The sequence below is a fragment of the Streptomyces olindensis genome (genome assembly GCF_040645895.1).
Taxonomy (GTDB): domain Bacteria; phylum Actinomycetota; class Actinomycetes; order Streptomycetales; family Streptomycetaceae; genus Streptomyces; species Streptomyces olindensis.
Map to the genome: position 1 here is coordinate 1 of NZ_JBEYZD010000025.1, position 15,488 is coordinate 15,488.

General features: G+C 71.2%; 13 protein-coding genes, 1 pseudogene and 1 riboswitch. Of the genes and pseudogenes, 1 reads left to right on the top strand and 13 read right to left on the bottom strand.

What is annotated here, in order from left to right:
- The 5 genes and pseudogenes from ABZ948_RS18080 to ABZ948_RS18100 form a co-directional block, all read right to left on the bottom strand.
- Window positions 1-79, bottom strand: a pseudogene (locus ABZ948_RS18080) (TlpA family protein disulfide reductase); the annotation flags it as partial.
- Between the two features lie 34 nt (window positions 80-113).
- On the bottom strand, window positions 114-899 hold the full coding sequence (locus ABZ948_RS18085; RefSeq protein ID WP_359760783.1) for an SGNH/GDSL hydrolase family protein: 786 nt from the start codon (window positions 897-899) through the stop codon (window positions 114-116).
- 145 nt (window positions 900-1,044) lie between these two features.
- Complete coding sequence (locus ABZ948_RS18090) at window positions 1,045-1,761, bottom strand: DUF6250 domain-containing protein (protein WP_359760639.1); 717 nt, start codon at window positions 1,759-1,761, stop codon at window positions 1,045-1,047.
- Window positions 1,762-1,932: 171 nt separating this feature from the next.
- On the bottom strand, window positions 1,933-2,856 hold the full coding sequence (locus ABZ948_RS18095; protein WP_359760641.1) for a M23 family metallopeptidase: 924 nt from the start codon (window positions 2,854-2,856) through the stop codon (window positions 1,933-1,935).
- Between the two features lie 4 nt (window positions 2,857-2,860).
- Window positions 2,861-3,021: riboswitch (cyclic di-AMP (ydaO/yuaA leader) on the bottom strand.
- Window positions 3,022-3,331: 310 nt separating this feature from the next.
- Window positions 3,332-5,407 carry an alpha-galactosidase gene (locus ABZ948_RS18100; protein ID WP_359760643.1) on the bottom strand — a complete coding sequence of 692 codons (2,076 nt, stop codon included), beginning with the start codon at window positions 5,405-5,407 and terminating at the stop codon, window positions 3,332-3,334.
- Between the two features lie 179 nt (window positions 5,408-5,586).
- Between ABZ948_RS18100 and ABZ948_RS18105 the strand changes: the two genes are divergently transcribed.
- Window positions 5,587-6,384 carry a tyrosine-protein phosphatase gene (locus ABZ948_RS18105; RefSeq protein ID WP_359760644.1) on the top strand — a complete coding sequence of 266 codons (798 nt, stop codon included), beginning with the start codon at window positions 5,587-5,589 and terminating at the stop codon, window positions 6,382-6,384.
- A 16-nt stretch (window positions 6,385-6,400) separates the two neighbouring features.
- Here ABZ948_RS18105 and ABZ948_RS18110 read toward each other — a convergent pair whose 3' ends face one another.
- From ABZ948_RS18110 to shc, 8 genes are all read right to left on the bottom strand, one after another.
- Entirely contained in the window at window positions 6,401-6,520 is a 120-nt protein-coding gene (locus tag ABZ948_RS18110; RefSeq protein ID WP_037865280.1) for a DUF6126 family protein, read from the bottom strand.
- Window positions 6,517-7,164: a helix-turn-helix domain-containing protein gene (locus ABZ948_RS18115; protein WP_359760647.1), complete on the bottom strand. Its 648-nt coding sequence runs from the start codon at window positions 7,162-7,164 to the stop codon at window positions 6,517-6,519. The genes ABZ948_RS18110 and ABZ948_RS18115 overlap by 4 nt, the downstream gene beginning before the upstream one ends.
- Before the next feature lie 85 nt (window positions 7,165-7,249).
- On the bottom strand, window positions 7,250-8,665 hold the full coding sequence (locus ABZ948_RS18120; protein WP_359760648.1) for an aspartate aminotransferase family protein: 1,416 nt from the start codon (window positions 8,663-8,665) through the stop codon (window positions 7,250-7,252).
- A complete protein-coding gene (dxs, locus tag ABZ948_RS18125; RefSeq protein WP_359760650.1) occupies window positions 8,662-10,557 on the bottom strand; it encodes a 1-deoxy-D-xylulose-5-phosphate synthase in 1,896 nt (631 codons plus the stop codon). Before dxs ends, ABZ948_RS18120 begins: the two co-directional genes overlap by 4 nt.
- 29 nt (window positions 10,558-10,586) lie before the next feature.
- Window positions 10,587-11,744, bottom strand: coding sequence for a flavodoxin-dependent (E)-4-hydroxy-3-methylbut-2-enyl-diphosphate synthase (ispG, locus tag ABZ948_RS18130; protein ID WP_359760652.1), 1,158 nt, complete (start codon window positions 11,742-11,744; stop codon window positions 10,587-10,589).
- Between the two features lie 4 nt (window positions 11,745-11,748).
- Window positions 11,749-12,771 (bottom strand): adenosyl-hopene transferase HpnH, encoded by a 1,023-nt coding sequence (hpnH, locus tag ABZ948_RS18135; RefSeq protein WP_114256569.1) that lies wholly within the window; start codon window positions 12,769-12,771, stop codon window positions 11,749-11,751.
- 5 nt (window positions 12,772-12,776) lie between these two features.
- The gene (locus ABZ948_RS18140; RefSeq protein WP_359760654.1) at window positions 12,777-13,418 is read right to left on the bottom strand and encodes a phosphorylase family protein; all 642 of its coding nucleotides are present in this window, start codon (window positions 13,416-13,418) and stop codon (window positions 12,777-12,779) included.
- Window positions 13,418-15,418, bottom strand: coding sequence for a squalene--hopene cyclase (shc, locus tag ABZ948_RS18145; protein ID WP_359760656.1), 2,001 nt, complete (start codon window positions 15,416-15,418; stop codon window positions 13,418-13,420). Before shc ends, ABZ948_RS18140 begins: the two co-directional genes overlap by 1 nt.
- Window positions 15,419-15,488 lie beyond the last annotated feature (70 nt).

Here is a 15,488-nt window from a genome sequence, read left to right on the forward strand (position 1 = left end):
CGAAGACGAGGGTGGAGGGGATCGCCTGGGGGTTGAGGGTGCCGCGTTCGAAGCGGAGCATCAGCTTGCCCGTCGGGTCCCTCCCCACGAAAAGCCCTTCACGCCACAGAAGCTCAAGCCACCGAGGCGATCCGCATCCTGATGTCGTCCGGTGACAGCGCCCCCTTGGCCGTCACATGGTCGCCGGACGACTCCCCGCGCAGCCGGCGACCGATCCACGGCACCAGGAACTCGCGCGCCCAGTGGACGTCGTCCCGCCGGATGTCGAGGGTGCCGCGCGGCGGCAGCGGGGGCCACTCCTGCTCGGGGTCGGCCGGCACGTCGAGACCGAGCACCTGGCCCGCGCGGAGCGCCACGCGCGTGTGCCCCTCGGGCGACAGGTGCAGCCGGTCGGCGTCCCAGGCCCTGCGGTCCTGCACGCTGCGCAGGGACCACAGGTCGAGGACCGGGCAGCCGTACCGGTCGGCGACGGCCCGGACGTGTCCGTTGTAGGTGGCGATCTTGCCCCGCAGGTGCTTGAGCACCGGCATGCCACGCGTGTCGAAACCGGTCGTCACCATCACCGTGCCGGACACGGCGGTGAGCTGGGCGACCGCCCGCTCGAAGCGCTCGGCCACCTCGTCCGGATCCGTGCCGGGCCGGAGGATGTCGTTGCCCCCGGCGCAGAACGAGACGAGGTCCGGGGCCATGTCGACGGCCCGCGGCACCTGGTCCGCCACAATCTGGTCGAGGAGCTTTCCGCGTACGGCGAGGTTGGTGTACCGGAAGTCGCCCTCGGGCCGGAGGTCGGCGAGCAGGACGGCGAACCGGTCGGCCCAGCCGACGAACGCCCCGTCGGGGCCGGGATCACCGACGCCCTCGGTGAAGCTGTCCCCCACCGCCACGTACGACCCGATCACTGCTCTGCTGTCACTCTTCGAATCGTCTGCCACAGCCGTTCATGATTCACCCTCGAATGTGACCTACGCGACCGTAGGAAAGGGTTGACGGGCGGTGAGATAAGCCACTCCTAAAGTGTTCGCCAACTGAGGAATAGGCGGCCCGTCAGGGATGTTTCGGGGCAAGCCGCCAGACCCGGAAGTCCGTGATCCGGAAATGGCTCCACACCGTCCGGAAGGCGAAGTGGCCGCCGGTGTAGGGCCGCGGGTCGGTGTGGTCGAAGACGAGCCGCCCGTTGTTCCACCACCTGACCGTGGAGCCGTCGGAGACGATCCGGACCCGGTTCGGCTCGTTCGGGACCAGCAGCGGCTCGGCGTAGTCGAAGACCAGGGGGCGGACGCCGGGCTCGCCGACGTAACGGCGCAGCCGGGTCGTGGTGTTGTAGTTGGCGCCGTAGCCGGCGTAGTACGTCGTGAGGTGGTCGTACTCGTCGAGGGCCCCGCCGCGGGGCGTCGCGAAGAGGTCCTCCGGGGAGCGGACGTCGGTGGCGTTCCAGAAGTTGTTGAGGTCGGAGACGCGGTCGTTGACCCCGCCCTCGGAGACGGGGGTGGCGGTGTACCCGAGGACGTACGGCCCCTCCAGCCGCTGCCTGAACCAGACCGTCGCCCCGCTCGGCACGTCGATCTCCAGGACGCCGCGCGAGGCGGTGACGCTGCCGCCGTCCTGCAGTTCGGTCGCCCACCGGCCGAGTCCGTGGCGGAAGTCGTCGTGGGCGATGAGCCGGCGGTGCCGGGGCGCGGCGTGCGCGGCCGTCGTCGGGGCGAGGGCCGCGAGGGCCGCTCCGGCGGCCAGGGCTCCGAACGTTCTGCGGGTGGTCGGCACGGGACACAGCTCCTTCAGAAAGCGCTTGCACTCACGACGGGATCACTGTGTCCCAACTGCCGCCCGCTGTCGATCCCTTGGGCCCGTCGGCAGGCGGACACACCGACGGCCGGACCCGGGGATCGGGGTCCGGCCGACGGTCGCGTGTCAGGCAGGTGGTCGTGCGGTCGGTCAGCCGACGGAGACGCCGTGCGAGCGCAGGAAGGCGACCGGGTCGATGTCCGAGCCGTAGCCCGGCGCGGTGCGGATCTCGAAGTGCAGGTGCGGTCCGGTGACGTTGCCGGTCGCGCCGGACAGGCCGACCTGCTGGCCGGCGGTCACGGTCTGGCCGGCCGAGACGGAGAGCTGGGACAGGTGGGCGTACTGGGCGTAGTGGCCGTCGTTCAGCTTGACGACGACCTGGTTGCCGTACGCGCCGCCCCAGCCGGCGGAGACGACCGTGCCCGCGCCGACGGCCTTGAGGGAGGTGCCGGTCGGGACGACGAAGTCGACGCCGGTGTGGTAGCCGCTGGACCACATGCTGCCGGACATGCGGTACGGGGTGCCGACGGTGGCGCCGTCCACCGGGGAGGTGTAGCCGCCGGCGTTGCTCTCGGCGGCCGGCTTGGCCGCGGCCGGCTTCGCGGCGGTCTCCGCCTTCGCGGGCGACTCGGCCGCGGAGGACTTCTTCGCCGGCTTCTCGGCCGAGGCCTTCGGCGCGGACGGCGCCTCGGGCGCGCTCGCCGCCGCCTTCTTGCCGATCGAGAGCTTCAGGCCGGGGTGGATCAGCGACGGGTCGTCGCCGACGGCGTCACGGTTGTCCGCGTAGAGCTTCTTCCAGCCACCGCTGACGTCCTGCTCGTCGGCGATCTTCGCGAGACAGTCACCGGCCTTCACGGTGTACGTGCGCGCGCCGGTGGCCTTTTCGGGGGCCTGCTTCTCGGCGGCCGGAGCGGACTGGACGGCCTTTTCCGGGGCCGACTGCGGGGTGGCGGCGTGGGCGCCGGCGGCCCCCATGAGCGGAAGGGCGAGAGCGGCCCCGCCGGTTCCGGCGACGGCGATGGAGCGGGTGAAACGCTGGGTCTTCGGGCGGCGGTGCTTACCCTTCGCGGGCATGGCGAATTCCTCTCCGGCGCCTACGAGGTGAGCTGTCGGGTGCGGGCTGGAGATGCCCGGCCGCGCCGAGGCGTGGCTTAACCCCAAGCCGTTCCGGGAACCGGAACAGGCGTCGTACCTGTGGGTCCCCCGCTCCTGCCGTACACGGGTCAGTGTGTGCGGGCTCCGGGCGGCGGCAGGATTAGGCGTCCGTCCGGATTGGTGTGGAACGTAAGCGACCAAGACGCAACGGGACAAGCTTGCGGTTGCCTGTGACGGCGTTTTTCTTGACGCGCCGCCACATTTCCCGTCACCGAGCGTGGATTGCCGATCTCCCGTTTTCCGCAATGACCCTGAATAACGCCGGAATTACGTGAACATGGCGACAACGGATCGTCACGAATATGACGATGGTCACGCACCCCGACCCCATCTCCTTTACGATCGGGGCACGTTATATCCAAACGACCGAAGCGACCTATTCGGACAAGAACGACTACTTCCGCTTAAGACGGACGACAGTGGCATCCAGGTCCCCGCGCAGGCCGACCCGCAGCCCGTGGTGCAGCAGCACGGCGCCCCGGTGAACTTCGCCCGTTTCGAGGCATTCGTACACCGCTGTCGGGTCGAGACCCCGCAGCCGCAGCGCCGGCACGGGCTCGCCGAAGCGCTGCGCCTGGAGCCAGGCGAGGACCACGGTCTCGTCGCCGAGGACGTACTGCACCGCGCTCAGGCCGCCCTCCGGGGGCCGCAGCCGGTAGAGGTCGCCGCGCTGCACCACGGGCCGGATCTCCTTGTAGAGCTCCACCCATTCCCTCGCCTCGGCGAGCTCCTCCGGCGTCCACTTCGTGAGGTCCCCGCCGACCCCGAGCACCCCGGCCATGGCGCTGACGAACCTGAACCGCAGGGAGCTGGCCCGGTGGTTGAGCATGGCGTTCGGGCTGTCGGTGACCCAGGCGGCCATCACGCGCGCGGGGTGGAGCTGGCTGAAGCCGTGCTGGATGGCGAGCCGGTCGAGCGGGTCGGTGTTGTCGGAGGTCCACACCTGGTCCGTGCGGCTCAGCACCCCGAGGTCGATCCGGCCGCCGCCGCCCGAGCAGGACTCGAAGGCGACGCCCGGGTGGGCGGCCCGCAGGCGGTCCAGCAGGGCGTACAGGGCGTGCACGTGGTCGACCCAGAGCCGCTGCGGGTAGGGGTCGTCCGGCCAGCCGGCGTCGGTGAAGCAGCGGTTGAAGTCCCACTTGACGTAGTCGATCGGGGCGCTGGAGAGGAGCCCGTCGAGCTGCTCCCACAGGTACTGCTGGACGTCCTCGCGGGCCAGGTTCAGCACGAGCTGATTGCGGAACTCCGTCCTCTTTCGTCCCGGTTGGTACTGCACCCAGTCGGGGTGGGCCCTGTACAGCTCGCTGTCCGGGTTGACCATCTCGGGCTCGACCCAGATGCCGAACTGCATGCCGAGCCCGTGCACCTGGTCGGCGAGCGGCTTCAGCCCGCCGGGGAAGCGGTCGGGGTTGGGCGTCCAGTCGCCGAGCCCGGCCCGGTCGCTGGTGCGCGCCCCGAACCAGCCGTCGTCGACCACGAACAGCTCGACGCCCATGGCGGCGGCCCGCTCGGCCAGCGCCCGCTGCTGCTCCTCGGAGATGTCGAACTCGGTGGCCTCCCAGGAGTTGAACAGCACCGGGCGGCCCTGGTGGGCATCCGGGATCACGTGGGCCCGCTGGTAGGCGTGCCAGGCCCGGCTCGCCCCGCCGAATCCGCCGTCGGTCCACAGCCCGGCGAAGACGGGGCTCGTGTACGACTCCCCCGTGCCCAGCATCAGCAGGCCCGAGTCGTCGTGGCCGGCGCCGCCGGTGATCTGCACGCGCGCGTCCGGGAGCTGGGCCACGGCGATCCGCCACGACCCGGACCAGCCCAGGGCGCAGCCGTAGACCTCGCCGCGCTCCTCGGTCGCGTCGGTGTCGAGCGCGACCCACGGCAGGTGCTGGTGGGAGGTGTGGCCGCGGCGGCTGCCGATGACCTTCTCGCCGTGGGTGAGCGCGGAGCGCGTCAGCCGGGACTCGGCGCCCCAGCGGCCGTGCAGCTGGGACAGCCGCCAGGCGTCGCGGTCGGGCAGGGTCCAGGTGGCGGAGTCGGCGCGCAGCACCTCGACGGCGGGTCCCCGGTTCTCCAGGGTCACCCAGCGCTCGACGACATCCGACGAGGAGCGCATCCGGTAGTGCAGCGTGACGGCCAGGTCGCCGTCGCGGAAGCGGAGCCGCAGCTCACCGTCCTCGGCGTCATGGCCCTCGTGGACCCACTCGGTACCGCGCCGCTCGGGCGTGCGCACGGACAGGGCGGGCCGGGCGAACCGGGGGCCGCCCTCGACCGGGTACTCCTCGCGCCCGTCGAGCGGGGACTCGAAGGGCCAGTACTCGGGCAGCGGCCGGACGGCGAGGGCCTCGGCGTCGGCGAGGCCGATCCGCGCGCCCCAGTGGAGGTGCAGCAACTCGTCCCGGTCGGTGACGTGGACGGCGTAGCTGCTGGCCGGTCCCGACAGCACCCACGTACGTCCGTCTTCGGAGATCTCCAGCATCAAGCCCTCACAGATTCGAACAAGCCCGACCAGGTGCGACCAGGCCGCAACATCATCAAGGGCTCGGGGGGCTCCCTGCAACGCCTGTGGACAACTCATTTCCCCAGGCAGGCATGTCGTATCGTCGAGTGGTGCCCGTCGACGAGCCGCGCCGACGGCGCCGAAGGGGAGGAGCCCTCGTGACGCAGCAGGTCCCGTCGACCGAGCCCGAGCTGGCCGGAGTGCGCAACTTCCGTGATGTGGGCGGCTTGCCGACCGTGGACGGACGGCGGGTGCGGCAGGGCGTGCTGTTCCGCAGCGGCCACCTCGCCCACGCGACCGGTGAGGACGCCGCCTTCCTGTCCGGCCTGGGTCTGCACACGATCTTCGACTTCCGCAACGCGGCCGACCAGAAGCTGGAGGGGCCGGACGTCGAGCTGCCGGGCGTGCGCAATGTGAACCTGCCGCTGAGCGACCCGGCCGACGGCGCCGAGTTCTGGCGGATGGTCCGCGACGGCGATCTGGACCAGCTGCGCGCGATCCTCTCGGACGGCAAGGGCGCGGACCGCATGATCGCCTCGTACCGCATGATCATCGGAAGCCGCACGGCCGAGCACTCCCGCGTGCTGCACGCGCTCGCCGAGGACAGCGTCCCCGCGCTGATGCACTGCGCGGCGGGCAAGGACCGCGCGGGCCTGTCCATCGCGGTGACGCTGCTCGCGCTGGGCGTCGAGCGCGAGGCGATCGTCGAGGACTACCTGAAGTCCAACGCCAAGCACCGCCGTTACAAGGTGCACCGCAGCAGCTCCCACGCCTCGGCCTACTCCCCCGAGGTCATGGAGCTGCTCAGCCCGCTGTTCGACGCGCGCGCCGAGTACCTCACGGCCGCCTTCGACACCATCGAGGAGACCTGGGGCGGTGTCGACCCCTACCTGGAGAAGGGGCTGAAGCTCGCCCCGGAGACCCGGGAGCGGCTGCGCGAGCGGCTCCTCGACTGAGGCGCCGCCGGGGGGGCTACTTGGCACCCACCTCGAACAGCAGGTAGATGAACGCGGCGAAGACGTGTCCCAGGATGAGATAGATGAACAGCCGCACCCACAGGGCGCGCGGGAACTTCTCCTCCATGTCCCTCATGGCGTCTCTCCAGGCGTCGGGCCCAGGCAGAGGGCGGCCGAGGGGCTCTGCAGCAGGGTGTGGACGAAGAGCAGCTCGACGCCGTCGTGGTCCTCGGCGGCGATGCGGTGCGGGGTGAGCGAGTCGAAGTGGGCGCTGTCGCCGGGCGCCAGCCGGTGCGTGGTGTCCCCGAGGCGCAGCCGCAGCCGGCCGCGCAGCACATGGAGCCATTCCTCGCCGGGGTGGACGCGCACGATGTCGCCCTGGGAGCCGTACGGGACGTGGACCCGCAGGGCCTGCATCCCGCGCCCGGGGGCGCCGGCCTGCCAGTAGGTCCAGCCGCCCGCCGCGGTCGGTTCCATGTCGGCGGCGCGGACGACGGCGTCCCGGCCGGCGACCGTCTCGCCGAGCAGCTCGGAGACGGTCGTACCGTAGACCCGGGCGAGCGCGAGCAGCATCGGCAGCGAGGGCTGGCGCTGCCCGGTCTCCAGACGGGAGAGGTGGGCGGGTGACAGCCCGGCGGCGCGGGCCGCGGCCTCCAGCGTCAGGGAGGCCTGGCGCCGCAGCGCCCGCAGCTGGGGCGCGACCACGGCGGGCAGCGCACCGGCCGGCTGGTCGGCCGGCGAGTCGGCCCCGAGGGGCCGCTCGATCTCGGAGGAGCTCATGCCTCCATTCAGCCGGAGCCTTGCCTCAGCGGCAAATTTCTTGCCTCACAGGCAAAAAGCCGCGCGCCGCCGCGTGCGGCGCGCCTCAGCGGTTGGCCACCGCCTGCTTGACCAGTGTCTTCCCGAAGTCCCACACCAGACCGCCGTCGTGCGCGTCGTCCATCACGGCCGTGAAGGCGTCGACGAACCGGTCCACCTCCCGCTCGCCGATGATCAGCGGCGGGATCAGCTTGATCACCTCCATGTGGTCGCCGGAGACCTGGGTGAGGATCCGGTGCTTCTGCAGCAGCGGTACGACGACCATCTGCGCGAACAGTCCCTTGCGCGCGGCCTGGAGCATGGTCCAGCGGCTGCGCAGCTTCAGCGATCCGGGCCGGCCGAACTCGATGCCGATCATCAGTCCCCGGCCGCGCACCTCGGCGAGCATCTCGTACCGGTCCGTCAGCGCCGCGAGCCGGGACCTGAGCCGCTCGCCGGTGGCCCGGACGTTGGCGACGATCTGCTCGTTCTCCATCACCGACAGCACCGCCAGGCCCGCCGCCATGGCCTGCGCGTTCGACCCGAAGCTCGCCGAGTGGACGAGCACGCGGTCCATGGACGAGTAGACCTTCTTGAAGATCCAGTCCTTGCCGAGCGTGGCGCCCACGGGCACATAGCCGCCGGAGAGCGCCTTGGCCACGCACACCAGGTCGGGTTCCACCCCGTCCTCGTGCTGGTAGCCGTAGAAGTCGCCGGTGCGGCCGAGGCCCGTCTGCACCTCGTCGGCGATGAGCAGCGCCTTGTGCCGGTGCAGCAGCTCCTGGGCGGCGAGCAGGTAGCCGGGCGGGGACTCCAGCACGCCCTTGCCCTGGATGGGTTCGACGATCAGGGCGGCGACGTCGCCCTTCCTCAGCTCGCGCTCCAGGGCGTCGAGGTCGCCGAGCGGTACGGCCGTGTCGGGCAGCAGCGGGGCGAAGCCGTCGCGGAAGCCGGACTCGCCGTTGACGGAGAGGGAGCCTGTGGTCAGGCCGTGGAAGGCGTGCGCGCAGTACAGGACCCTGGGGCGGCCGGTGACGAACCGGGCGAACTTCAGGGCGCCCTCGACGGCCTCGGTGCCGCTGTTGCCGAAGAACACCCGGTCCAGGTGCGGACTGTGCGCCAGCAGCTTCTCGGCCAGCAGTCCGGGCAGCGGCTGGCAGTCGAACCGCGTGAGGTCGGCCAGCTGCGCGTCCAGGACGTCGTGCAGCGCCTTGCGGATCACGGGGTGGTGGCGGCCGAGCCCCATCACCCCGAACCCGGCGAGCATGTCCAGGTAGTCGCGCCCGTCCGCGTCGTAGAAGTAGGCGCCCTCGGCGCGCTCGTAGACCTTGTCGAAGCCGATGGTGTGCAGCATGCGCGGGAGCTGGTGGTTGAGGTACCGGGTGTGCAGCTCGTAGCGCTCGGCCCCGCGCTCGGCCAGCAGCGCGACGAGGTCGAATTCCCCGGCCTGCGACGACTCCGACGCGGACTCGGCGGTTGTCATTCCTGTGGCTCCTTGGACAGCTCATCCTTGACGGTCAGGCTCGCGCTGATCCGTCCGGCGATCTCGACGGGGGTCAGACCGATGTCGGCGAGCACCTCCGCGCGCTTGGCGTGCGCGAGGAACTGCTCCGGGATGCCGAACCGCCGTACGGGCACGTCGACGTCGGCGTCACCGAGCGCCAGCGCCACGGCCGAACCCACCCCGGCGGCCCGGCTGTTGTCCTCGACGACGGCGACCAGGCGGTGCTCGGCGGCGAGCCCGGGCAGCGCCGGGTCGACGGGCTTGACCCAGCGCGGGTCGACGACCGTGCAGCCGATGCCGCGGGCTTCGAGGAGTTCGGCGGCCTGGAGGCAGACGGGCGCCATCACGCCCACGGCCACCAGGAGCACCTGCGGCTCGGCGACGCGGTGCAGCACGTCCAGTCCGCCCACGCGGTCGACGGCGGGGATCTCCGGCCCCACCGACTCCTTCGGGAAGCGCACCAGGGTCGGCGCGTCGTCGACGGCGACCGCCTCGCGCAACTGGGCCCGCAGCTGGTCGGCGTCCCGCGGCGCGGCGATTCTGAGACCCGGCACGACCTGAAGGACGGACATGTCCCACATGCCGTTGTGGGAGGCCCCGTCGACACCGGTGACACCGGCCCGGTCCAGCACGAAGGTCACCCCGCAGCGGTGCAGGGCGACGTCCATGAGGAGCTGGTCGAAGGCGCGGTTGAGGAAGGTGGCGTAGACGGCGACGACCGGGTGCAGGCCGCCGGTCGCCAGGCCGGCCGCGGAGACGGCCGCGTGCTGCTCGGCGATCCCGACGTCCCACACCCGGTCCGGGAACCGCTCGGCGAAGGCGCCGAGACCCACCGGGTGCAGCATGGCGGCGGTTATCGCCACCACGTCCGCCCGTTCCTCGCCGATCCTCACGATCTCGTCGCCGAACACGGACGTCCAGGACGGGCCGCCGGCGGGCGAGAGCGGCGCGCAGGTCAGCGGGTCCATCACGCCGACGGTGTGGAAGTGGTCCTCCTCGTGCGCGAGGGCGGGCTCGTAGCCGCGGCCCTTCTCCGTGAGGCAGTGCACGAGGACCGGCCCGTGGAAGCGTTTCGCGCGCCGCAGGGCGGACTCCACGGCCCCGATGTCGTGCCCGTCGATCGGGCCGACGTACTTCAGGCCCAGGTCCTCGAAGAGGCCCTGCGGGGCGAACGCGTCCTTGAAGCCCTTCTTCGCGCCGTGCAGGGCCTCGTAGAGGGGGGTGCCGATCAGGGGCGTGCCCTGGAGCACGTCCTTGCCCCAGGCCAGCACCCGCTCGTAGCCGTCGGTCGTGCGCAGGGTCGCGAGGTGGTTGGCGAGCCCGCCGATGGTGGGGGCGTAGGAGCGTTCGTTGTCGTTGACGACGATGATCAGCGGGCGGTTCTTGGCGGCCGCGATGTTGTTCAGGGCCTCCCAGGCCATGCCGCCGGTGAGCGCCCCGTCCCCGATGACGGCGACGACGTGGCCCTTCTCCCCCTGCACCTGGCGGGCCTTGGCGAGCCCGTCGGCCCAGCCGAGCGCCGTGGAGGCGTGGCTGTTCTCGATGACGTCGTGCTCGGACTCCTCGCGCGAGGGGTAGCCCGACAGGCCGCCCTTGCCGCGCAGCTTGGAGAAGTCCTGGCGTCCGGTCAGCAGTTTGTGGACGTAGCTCTGGTGGCCGGTGTCCCACAGGATGCGGTCGGCCGGTGACTCGAAGACCCGGTGCAGGGCGACGGTCAGCTCCACCACCCCCAGGTTGGGCCCCAGGTGGCCGCCGGTTCTGGCGACCGCGTGCACCAGGAACTCCCTGATCTCGTCGGACAGTTCACCGAGTTCCGCCTCGGACAGCGCCTTCAGGTCGCGTGGTCCCCGGATGGTCTCCAGAATCGTCACGCTCGGGCCCCCTTCGCATTCCGTGCTGCTCAGCTCACGGTGACGGCCGGCTCCCCCGACCCCACGCCGTCCTGCTCCATCTGCTCGGCGAGCTTCATCGCCTCTTCGATCAGCGTCTCGACGATCTTCGACTCGGGGACGGTCTTGATGACCTCGCCCTTCACGAAGATCTGCCCCTTGCCGTTGCCGGAGGCCACTCCCAGATCGGCCTCCCGTGCCTCGCCGGGACCGTTGACCACGCACCCCATGACGGCCACGCGCAACGGCACTTCCATGCCCTCCAGCCCTGCCGTGACCTCCTCGGCCAGCTTGTACACGTCGACCTGGGCGCGTCCGCAGGAGGGGCAGGAGACGATCTCCAGCCGGCGCTCCCGCAGTCCCAGCGACTGCAGGATCTGGATGCCGACCTTGACCTCCTCGACCGGCGGCGCCGACAGCGACACCCGGATCGTGTCGCCGATGCCCCGGGAGAGCAGCGCGCCGAAGGCCACCGCCGACTTGATCGTCCCCTGGAACGCCGGACCGGCCTCCGTGACTCCCAGGTGCAGCGGGTAGTCGCACTGCTCGGCGAGCTGCCGGTAGGCCTCGATCATCACCACCGGGTCGTTGTGCTTGACGGAGATCTTGATGTCCCGGAAGTCGTGCTCCTCGAACAGGGACGCCTCCCACAGCGCGCTCTCCACGAGCGCCTCCGGGGTGGCCCTGCCGTACTTCTGCAGCAGCCGGCGGTCCAGGGACCCGGCGTTGACGCCGATCCGGATCGGTGTGCCGTGGTCCTTGGCGGCCCGGGCGATCTCCTTGACCCGGTCGTCGAACTGCTTGATGTTGCCGGGGTTGACGCGTACGGCGGCGCAGCCCGCCTCGATGGCCGCGAAGACGTACTTGGGCTGGAAGTGGATGTCGGCGATGACCGGGATCTGCGACTTGCGGGCGATGGTCGCCAGCGCGTCCGCGTCGTCCTGCGTGGGGCAGGCGACCCGGACGATCTGGCAGCCGGACGCGGTGAGTTCGGCGATCTGCTGCAGCGTGGCGCCGACGTCCGAGGTGCGGGTCGTCGTCATCGACTGCACCGACACCGGGGCCCCGCCCCCGACCGGCACCGGACCGACCTGGATCCGGCGCGACGCGCGCCGCTGTGCCACCGGCCGGACCGGCACCTCGGGGACGCCCAGCGGGATGGCGGTCATGACGTCACTCCCGGTTCCCGGAGACCGTCTCGCGCATGGCGCGCAGGGACTCCTTCAGCGATCCCATGGTGGCGAGGACGGCGGTGGGCTCGTAGCCGCAGTGCGCCATGCAGTTGGCGCAGCGCGGGTCCTTGCCGCGGCCGTACTTGTCCCAGTCGGTCTCCTCGACCAGCTCCCGGTAGGTCGGCACGTACCCGTCGCTCATCAGGTAGCAGGGGCGCTGCCAGCCGAAGAGCGAGTAGTTCGGGATCGCCCAGGCCGTGCACGGGAAGTCGACCTTGCCCTCCAGGAAGTCCAGGAAGAGCGGGGAGTGGTTGAGCCGCCAGCGCCGCCGGTTGCCGCCCGCGAAGGCCTTCTTGAACAGCTCGCGGGTCTGTTCCACGCCGAGGAAGTGCTCCTGGTCGGGGGCCTTCTCGTAGGCGTAGGCGGGCGAGATCATCATCTCGTCGACCTGGAGGTCGTCGTTGAGGAAGTTGAGCACCTCGATGATGGTCTGCGGGGTGTCGGTGTTGAAGAAGGTCGAGTTGGTGGTGACCCGGAAGCCGCGCCGCTTGGCCTCCTTGATCGCCTCCACCGCCTCGTCGAAGACGCCCTCCTTGGCCACCGACTCGTCGTGCCGCTCGCGCAGGCCGTCGATGTGCACCGCGAAGGCGAAGTAGGGCGAGGGCGTGAACTGGTCCATCTTCTTGCGCAGCAGCATGGCGTTGGTGCACAGGAAGACGTACTTCCGCTTGGCCACCAGCTGGCGGACGATCTCGTCGATCTGCGGGTGCATCAGCGGCTCGCCGCCGGCGATGGACACCATCGGGGCACCGGACTCCATGACCGCCCCCACGGCCTGGGCGACCGGCATCCGCTGCTTGAGCACCCCGGCCGGATGCTGGATCTTGCCGCACCCCTCGCATTTGAGGTTGCAGGCGAACAACGGCTCCAACTCGACGATCAGGGGGAACTTGTCCCGCCGGCGGAGCTTCTGTTCAGCCAAGTACGTAGCGACCTTGATGGACTGTCGGAGCGGCATGGCCATCTGGCTCACCTCCTGGGGAGCAGCAAGGAACGGTGCCATTCGAAGAAAGCGGGAAGGACGGAACGAAGAACACGGAAAGCTGATATTCCACCGCGCACCGTGCCGATCCGGACGAGTTCATGTTCAGGAGCGTCCACGACCACCCGGACGGCCGCAACCGGGCGCTCGCCCGCGCGCACGGCGCTCAGGAGCGTGGCCGCCGACTCCATGTCGACCGCGATCGCGCCGGTCGCGAGCAGCTCGGACCGTTCCTGGCCGCGCACGACGTGGTCGGAACCGGTGAGCGGCCCGGTGTGCACGGTCCGCCCGGGCACCACCCGGCCCAGCTCCTTGACCAGCAGCTCCGTCCCCACGCAGGGGGTCGTGGAGCGCGGGTCGCGGGTCTCCTCGGCGACGACCAGGTCCCCGGGGTGCATGCCCGGCGCGAGTCCCGCGCAGAAGCCGGTGGCCAGCACGGCGGCGTCGCGCAGGGCCGGGTCGGCGAGCACGCGCGTGACGGACCGCTCGGCCGCCGCGGGCCCCATGCCCGTGCGCAGCACGGTGACCGGCCCGCCGGCACCGCCCCGGCCGCCCGCGCGCAGGGCGAACTGCTCGATGCCGAGCGCACAGGCGATCAGCAGCGGGGCCGGGGCGGGCTGTGGGCTCATCAGCTCCCCTTGAGCCGGTCGGCGAACGGCTCCCCGTGCACGTACCGGCCGAGCGCGGTGAGCGGGAACACCTGCCGGTAGAGGTGGTAGTTGATCGAGAAGTCCCACGGGAAGCCGGTCCCCGTGAAGTACGGCTCGTCCCAGGAGCCGTCCTCCCGCTGGGTGGCGGCGAGCCACTCGACGCCGCGTTCGACGGCCTTGGAGTCCCGCTCGCCCGCCGCGAGCAGCGCCAGCAGGGCCCACGCCGTCTGGGAGGCGGTGGAGGCGCCCTTGCCGCTCCATTCCGCCACGTCCTTGTAGGAGCGCAGGTCCTCGCCCCAGCCGCCGTCGTCGTTCTGCACGGACTCCAGCCAGGCCACCGCCCGCCGGATCGCCGGGTGCGCGGCGGGGATGCCCGCGGCGACCAGGGCGGGGACGACGGACCCGGTGCCGTAGACGTAGTTGACGCCCCAGCGCCCGAACCACGAGCCGTCCTGCTCCTGTTCGGCGAGCAGCCACTCGATGCCGCGCCGGGTGCGCGGGTCGTGGGCGAGCCCTTCGACCGCGAGCATCTCGACGACGTGCGCGGTGACGTCGGCCGAGGGCGGGTCGATGACCTCGCCGAAGTCGCAGAACGGCAGCCGGTTCGGGAAGGGGCTGGTGTTGTCGACGTCGAAGGCGGCCCAGGCGCCGTTCTTCGACTGCATGCCGAGGGTCCAGCGCAGGGCCCGCCCGATCGCCTTGTCGACCCGCTGCGGGTCGTGGTGGGTGATCCGGCGCAGCGCGAGGACGACCTCGGCGGTGTCGTCGATGTCGGGGTAGTTGTCGTTGTGGAACTCGAACGCCCAGCCCCCGGGCGGCAGTTCCGGCCGCCGTACGGCCCAGTCACCGGGCCGGACGATCTCCTCGCCCAGCATCCAGTCCGCCGCCTTGACCAACTGCGGGTGGTCCGGGGGCAGTCCGGCGTCGACCAGCGCGATCGCGGCCAGGCAGGTGTCCCAGACCGGCGACTGACAGGCCTCGATCATCCGGGCCCCGTCCTCGCGCCACACGGCGAACCGGTCGAGGGACGCCAGCCCCTCGCGCATCACGGGGTGCTGGAGGTCGTAGCCGAGCAGGTGCAGCGCGATGATCGAGTAGACGGCCGGGGGCTGGATGCCGCCCCAGCAGCCGTCGTTCTCCTGCCGCTCGATGATCCAGCGGGCGGCGCTGTTCATGGCGGCCCTGCGGAGTCCGCGCGGGGCGACCTTGCGCAGGGTGTGCAGAGCCTTGTCCATCCGCTGGAAGGCCCCGTCCCAACTGAGGGCAGGGGCGAGGGGCTTGGGCGGATTCGGGTGGGCCGGGTCGGTGTGCAGCTCGTCGAGCGGGAACGGCGCGGGGCGTACCGGCCGCTTGGCGGAGACGATCGTCAGGGGGACTATCGTCTGCCGGGCCCAGCAGCCGAAGTCGTAGATGTTGAGCGGCAGCCACTTGGGGAAGAAGATCAGCTCGGGCGGGAGTTCGGGCAGGTCCTCCCACTTCCACCAGCCGAACAGGGCCAGCCAGATCCGGGTGAAGACGCGGGCGGCGGCGATGCCGCCCTGCGCGCGGATCCAGGCGGAGGCCTTCGCCATGTGCGGGGCGTCGGGGGCGTCGCCCGCCAGCCGGAGGGCGACGTACGCCTCGATGCTGGCGGAGAGTTCGCCCGGGCCGCCGTAGAAGGTGCCCCAGGTGCCGTCCTCGCGCTGCTCGCCGCGGATGAAGAGCGCGGCGGCCTGCGTGGTCTTCTCGTCGCGGATGCCGAGGAACTGACGGAGCAGCAGGTCCTCGGCGTCCATCGTGACGTTGGTCTCGAGGTCGCCCTTCCACCAGCCCTGGGCGTCCTGGCGGGAGAGCAGGAAGTCGGTGGCGCGCCGTACGGCGCGGGCGGCGGCTTCCGGTACCCCGGCCGCCGCGGGGATGTCGGTGTCGGTGTCGGTGTCGCTGGCCGCGGCGGCTCGGGGTGGCAGGGCCCCGGTGCTTCCGTCGGTCGTCGCTGTCATGGCTTCCCCTTCGTGCAGTCCTGCAAGGCGTGCATCTGCTGTGGGTCCGCCGTCGGCCGGTGTCACGAGG

Bases quoted from the DNA above. Each gene is read 5' to 3' on its own strand.
- ABZ948_RS18095 (WP_359760641.1), bottom strand. From the start codon at position 2,856: ATGCCCGCGAAGGGTAAGCACCGCCGCCCGAAGACCCAGCGTTTCACC.
- ABZ948_RS18100 (WP_359760643.1), bottom strand. From the start codon at position 5,407: ATGCTGGAGATCTCCGAAGACGGACGTACGTGGGTGCTGTCGGGACCG.
- ABZ948_RS18110 (WP_037865280.1), bottom strand. From the start codon at position 6,520: ATGAGGGACATGGAGGAGAAGTTCCCGCGCGCCCTGTGGGTGCGGCTG.
- ABZ948_RS18115 (WP_359760647.1), bottom strand. From the start codon at position 7,164: ATGAGCTCCTCCGAGATCGAGCGGCCCCTCGGGGCCGACTCGCCGGCC.
- ABZ948_RS18120 (WP_359760648.1), bottom strand. From the start codon at position 8,665: ATGACAACCGCCGAGTCCGCGTCGGAGTCGTCGCAGGCCGGGGAATTC.
- ispG (WP_359760652.1), bottom strand. From the start codon at position 11,744: ATGACCGCCATCCCGCTGGGCGTCCCCGAGGTGCCGGTCCGGCCGGTG.
- hpnH (WP_114256569.1), bottom strand. From the start codon at position 12,771: ATGGCCATGCCGCTCCGACAGTCCATCAAGGTCGCTACGTACTTGGCT.
- ABZ948_RS18140 (WP_359760654.1), bottom strand. From the start codon at position 13,418: ATGAGCCCACAGCCCGCCCCGGCCCCGCTGCTGATCGCCTGTGCGCTC.
- shc (WP_359760656.1), bottom strand. From the start codon at position 15,418: ATGACAGCGACGACCGACGGAAGCACCGGGGCCCTGCCACCCCGAGCC.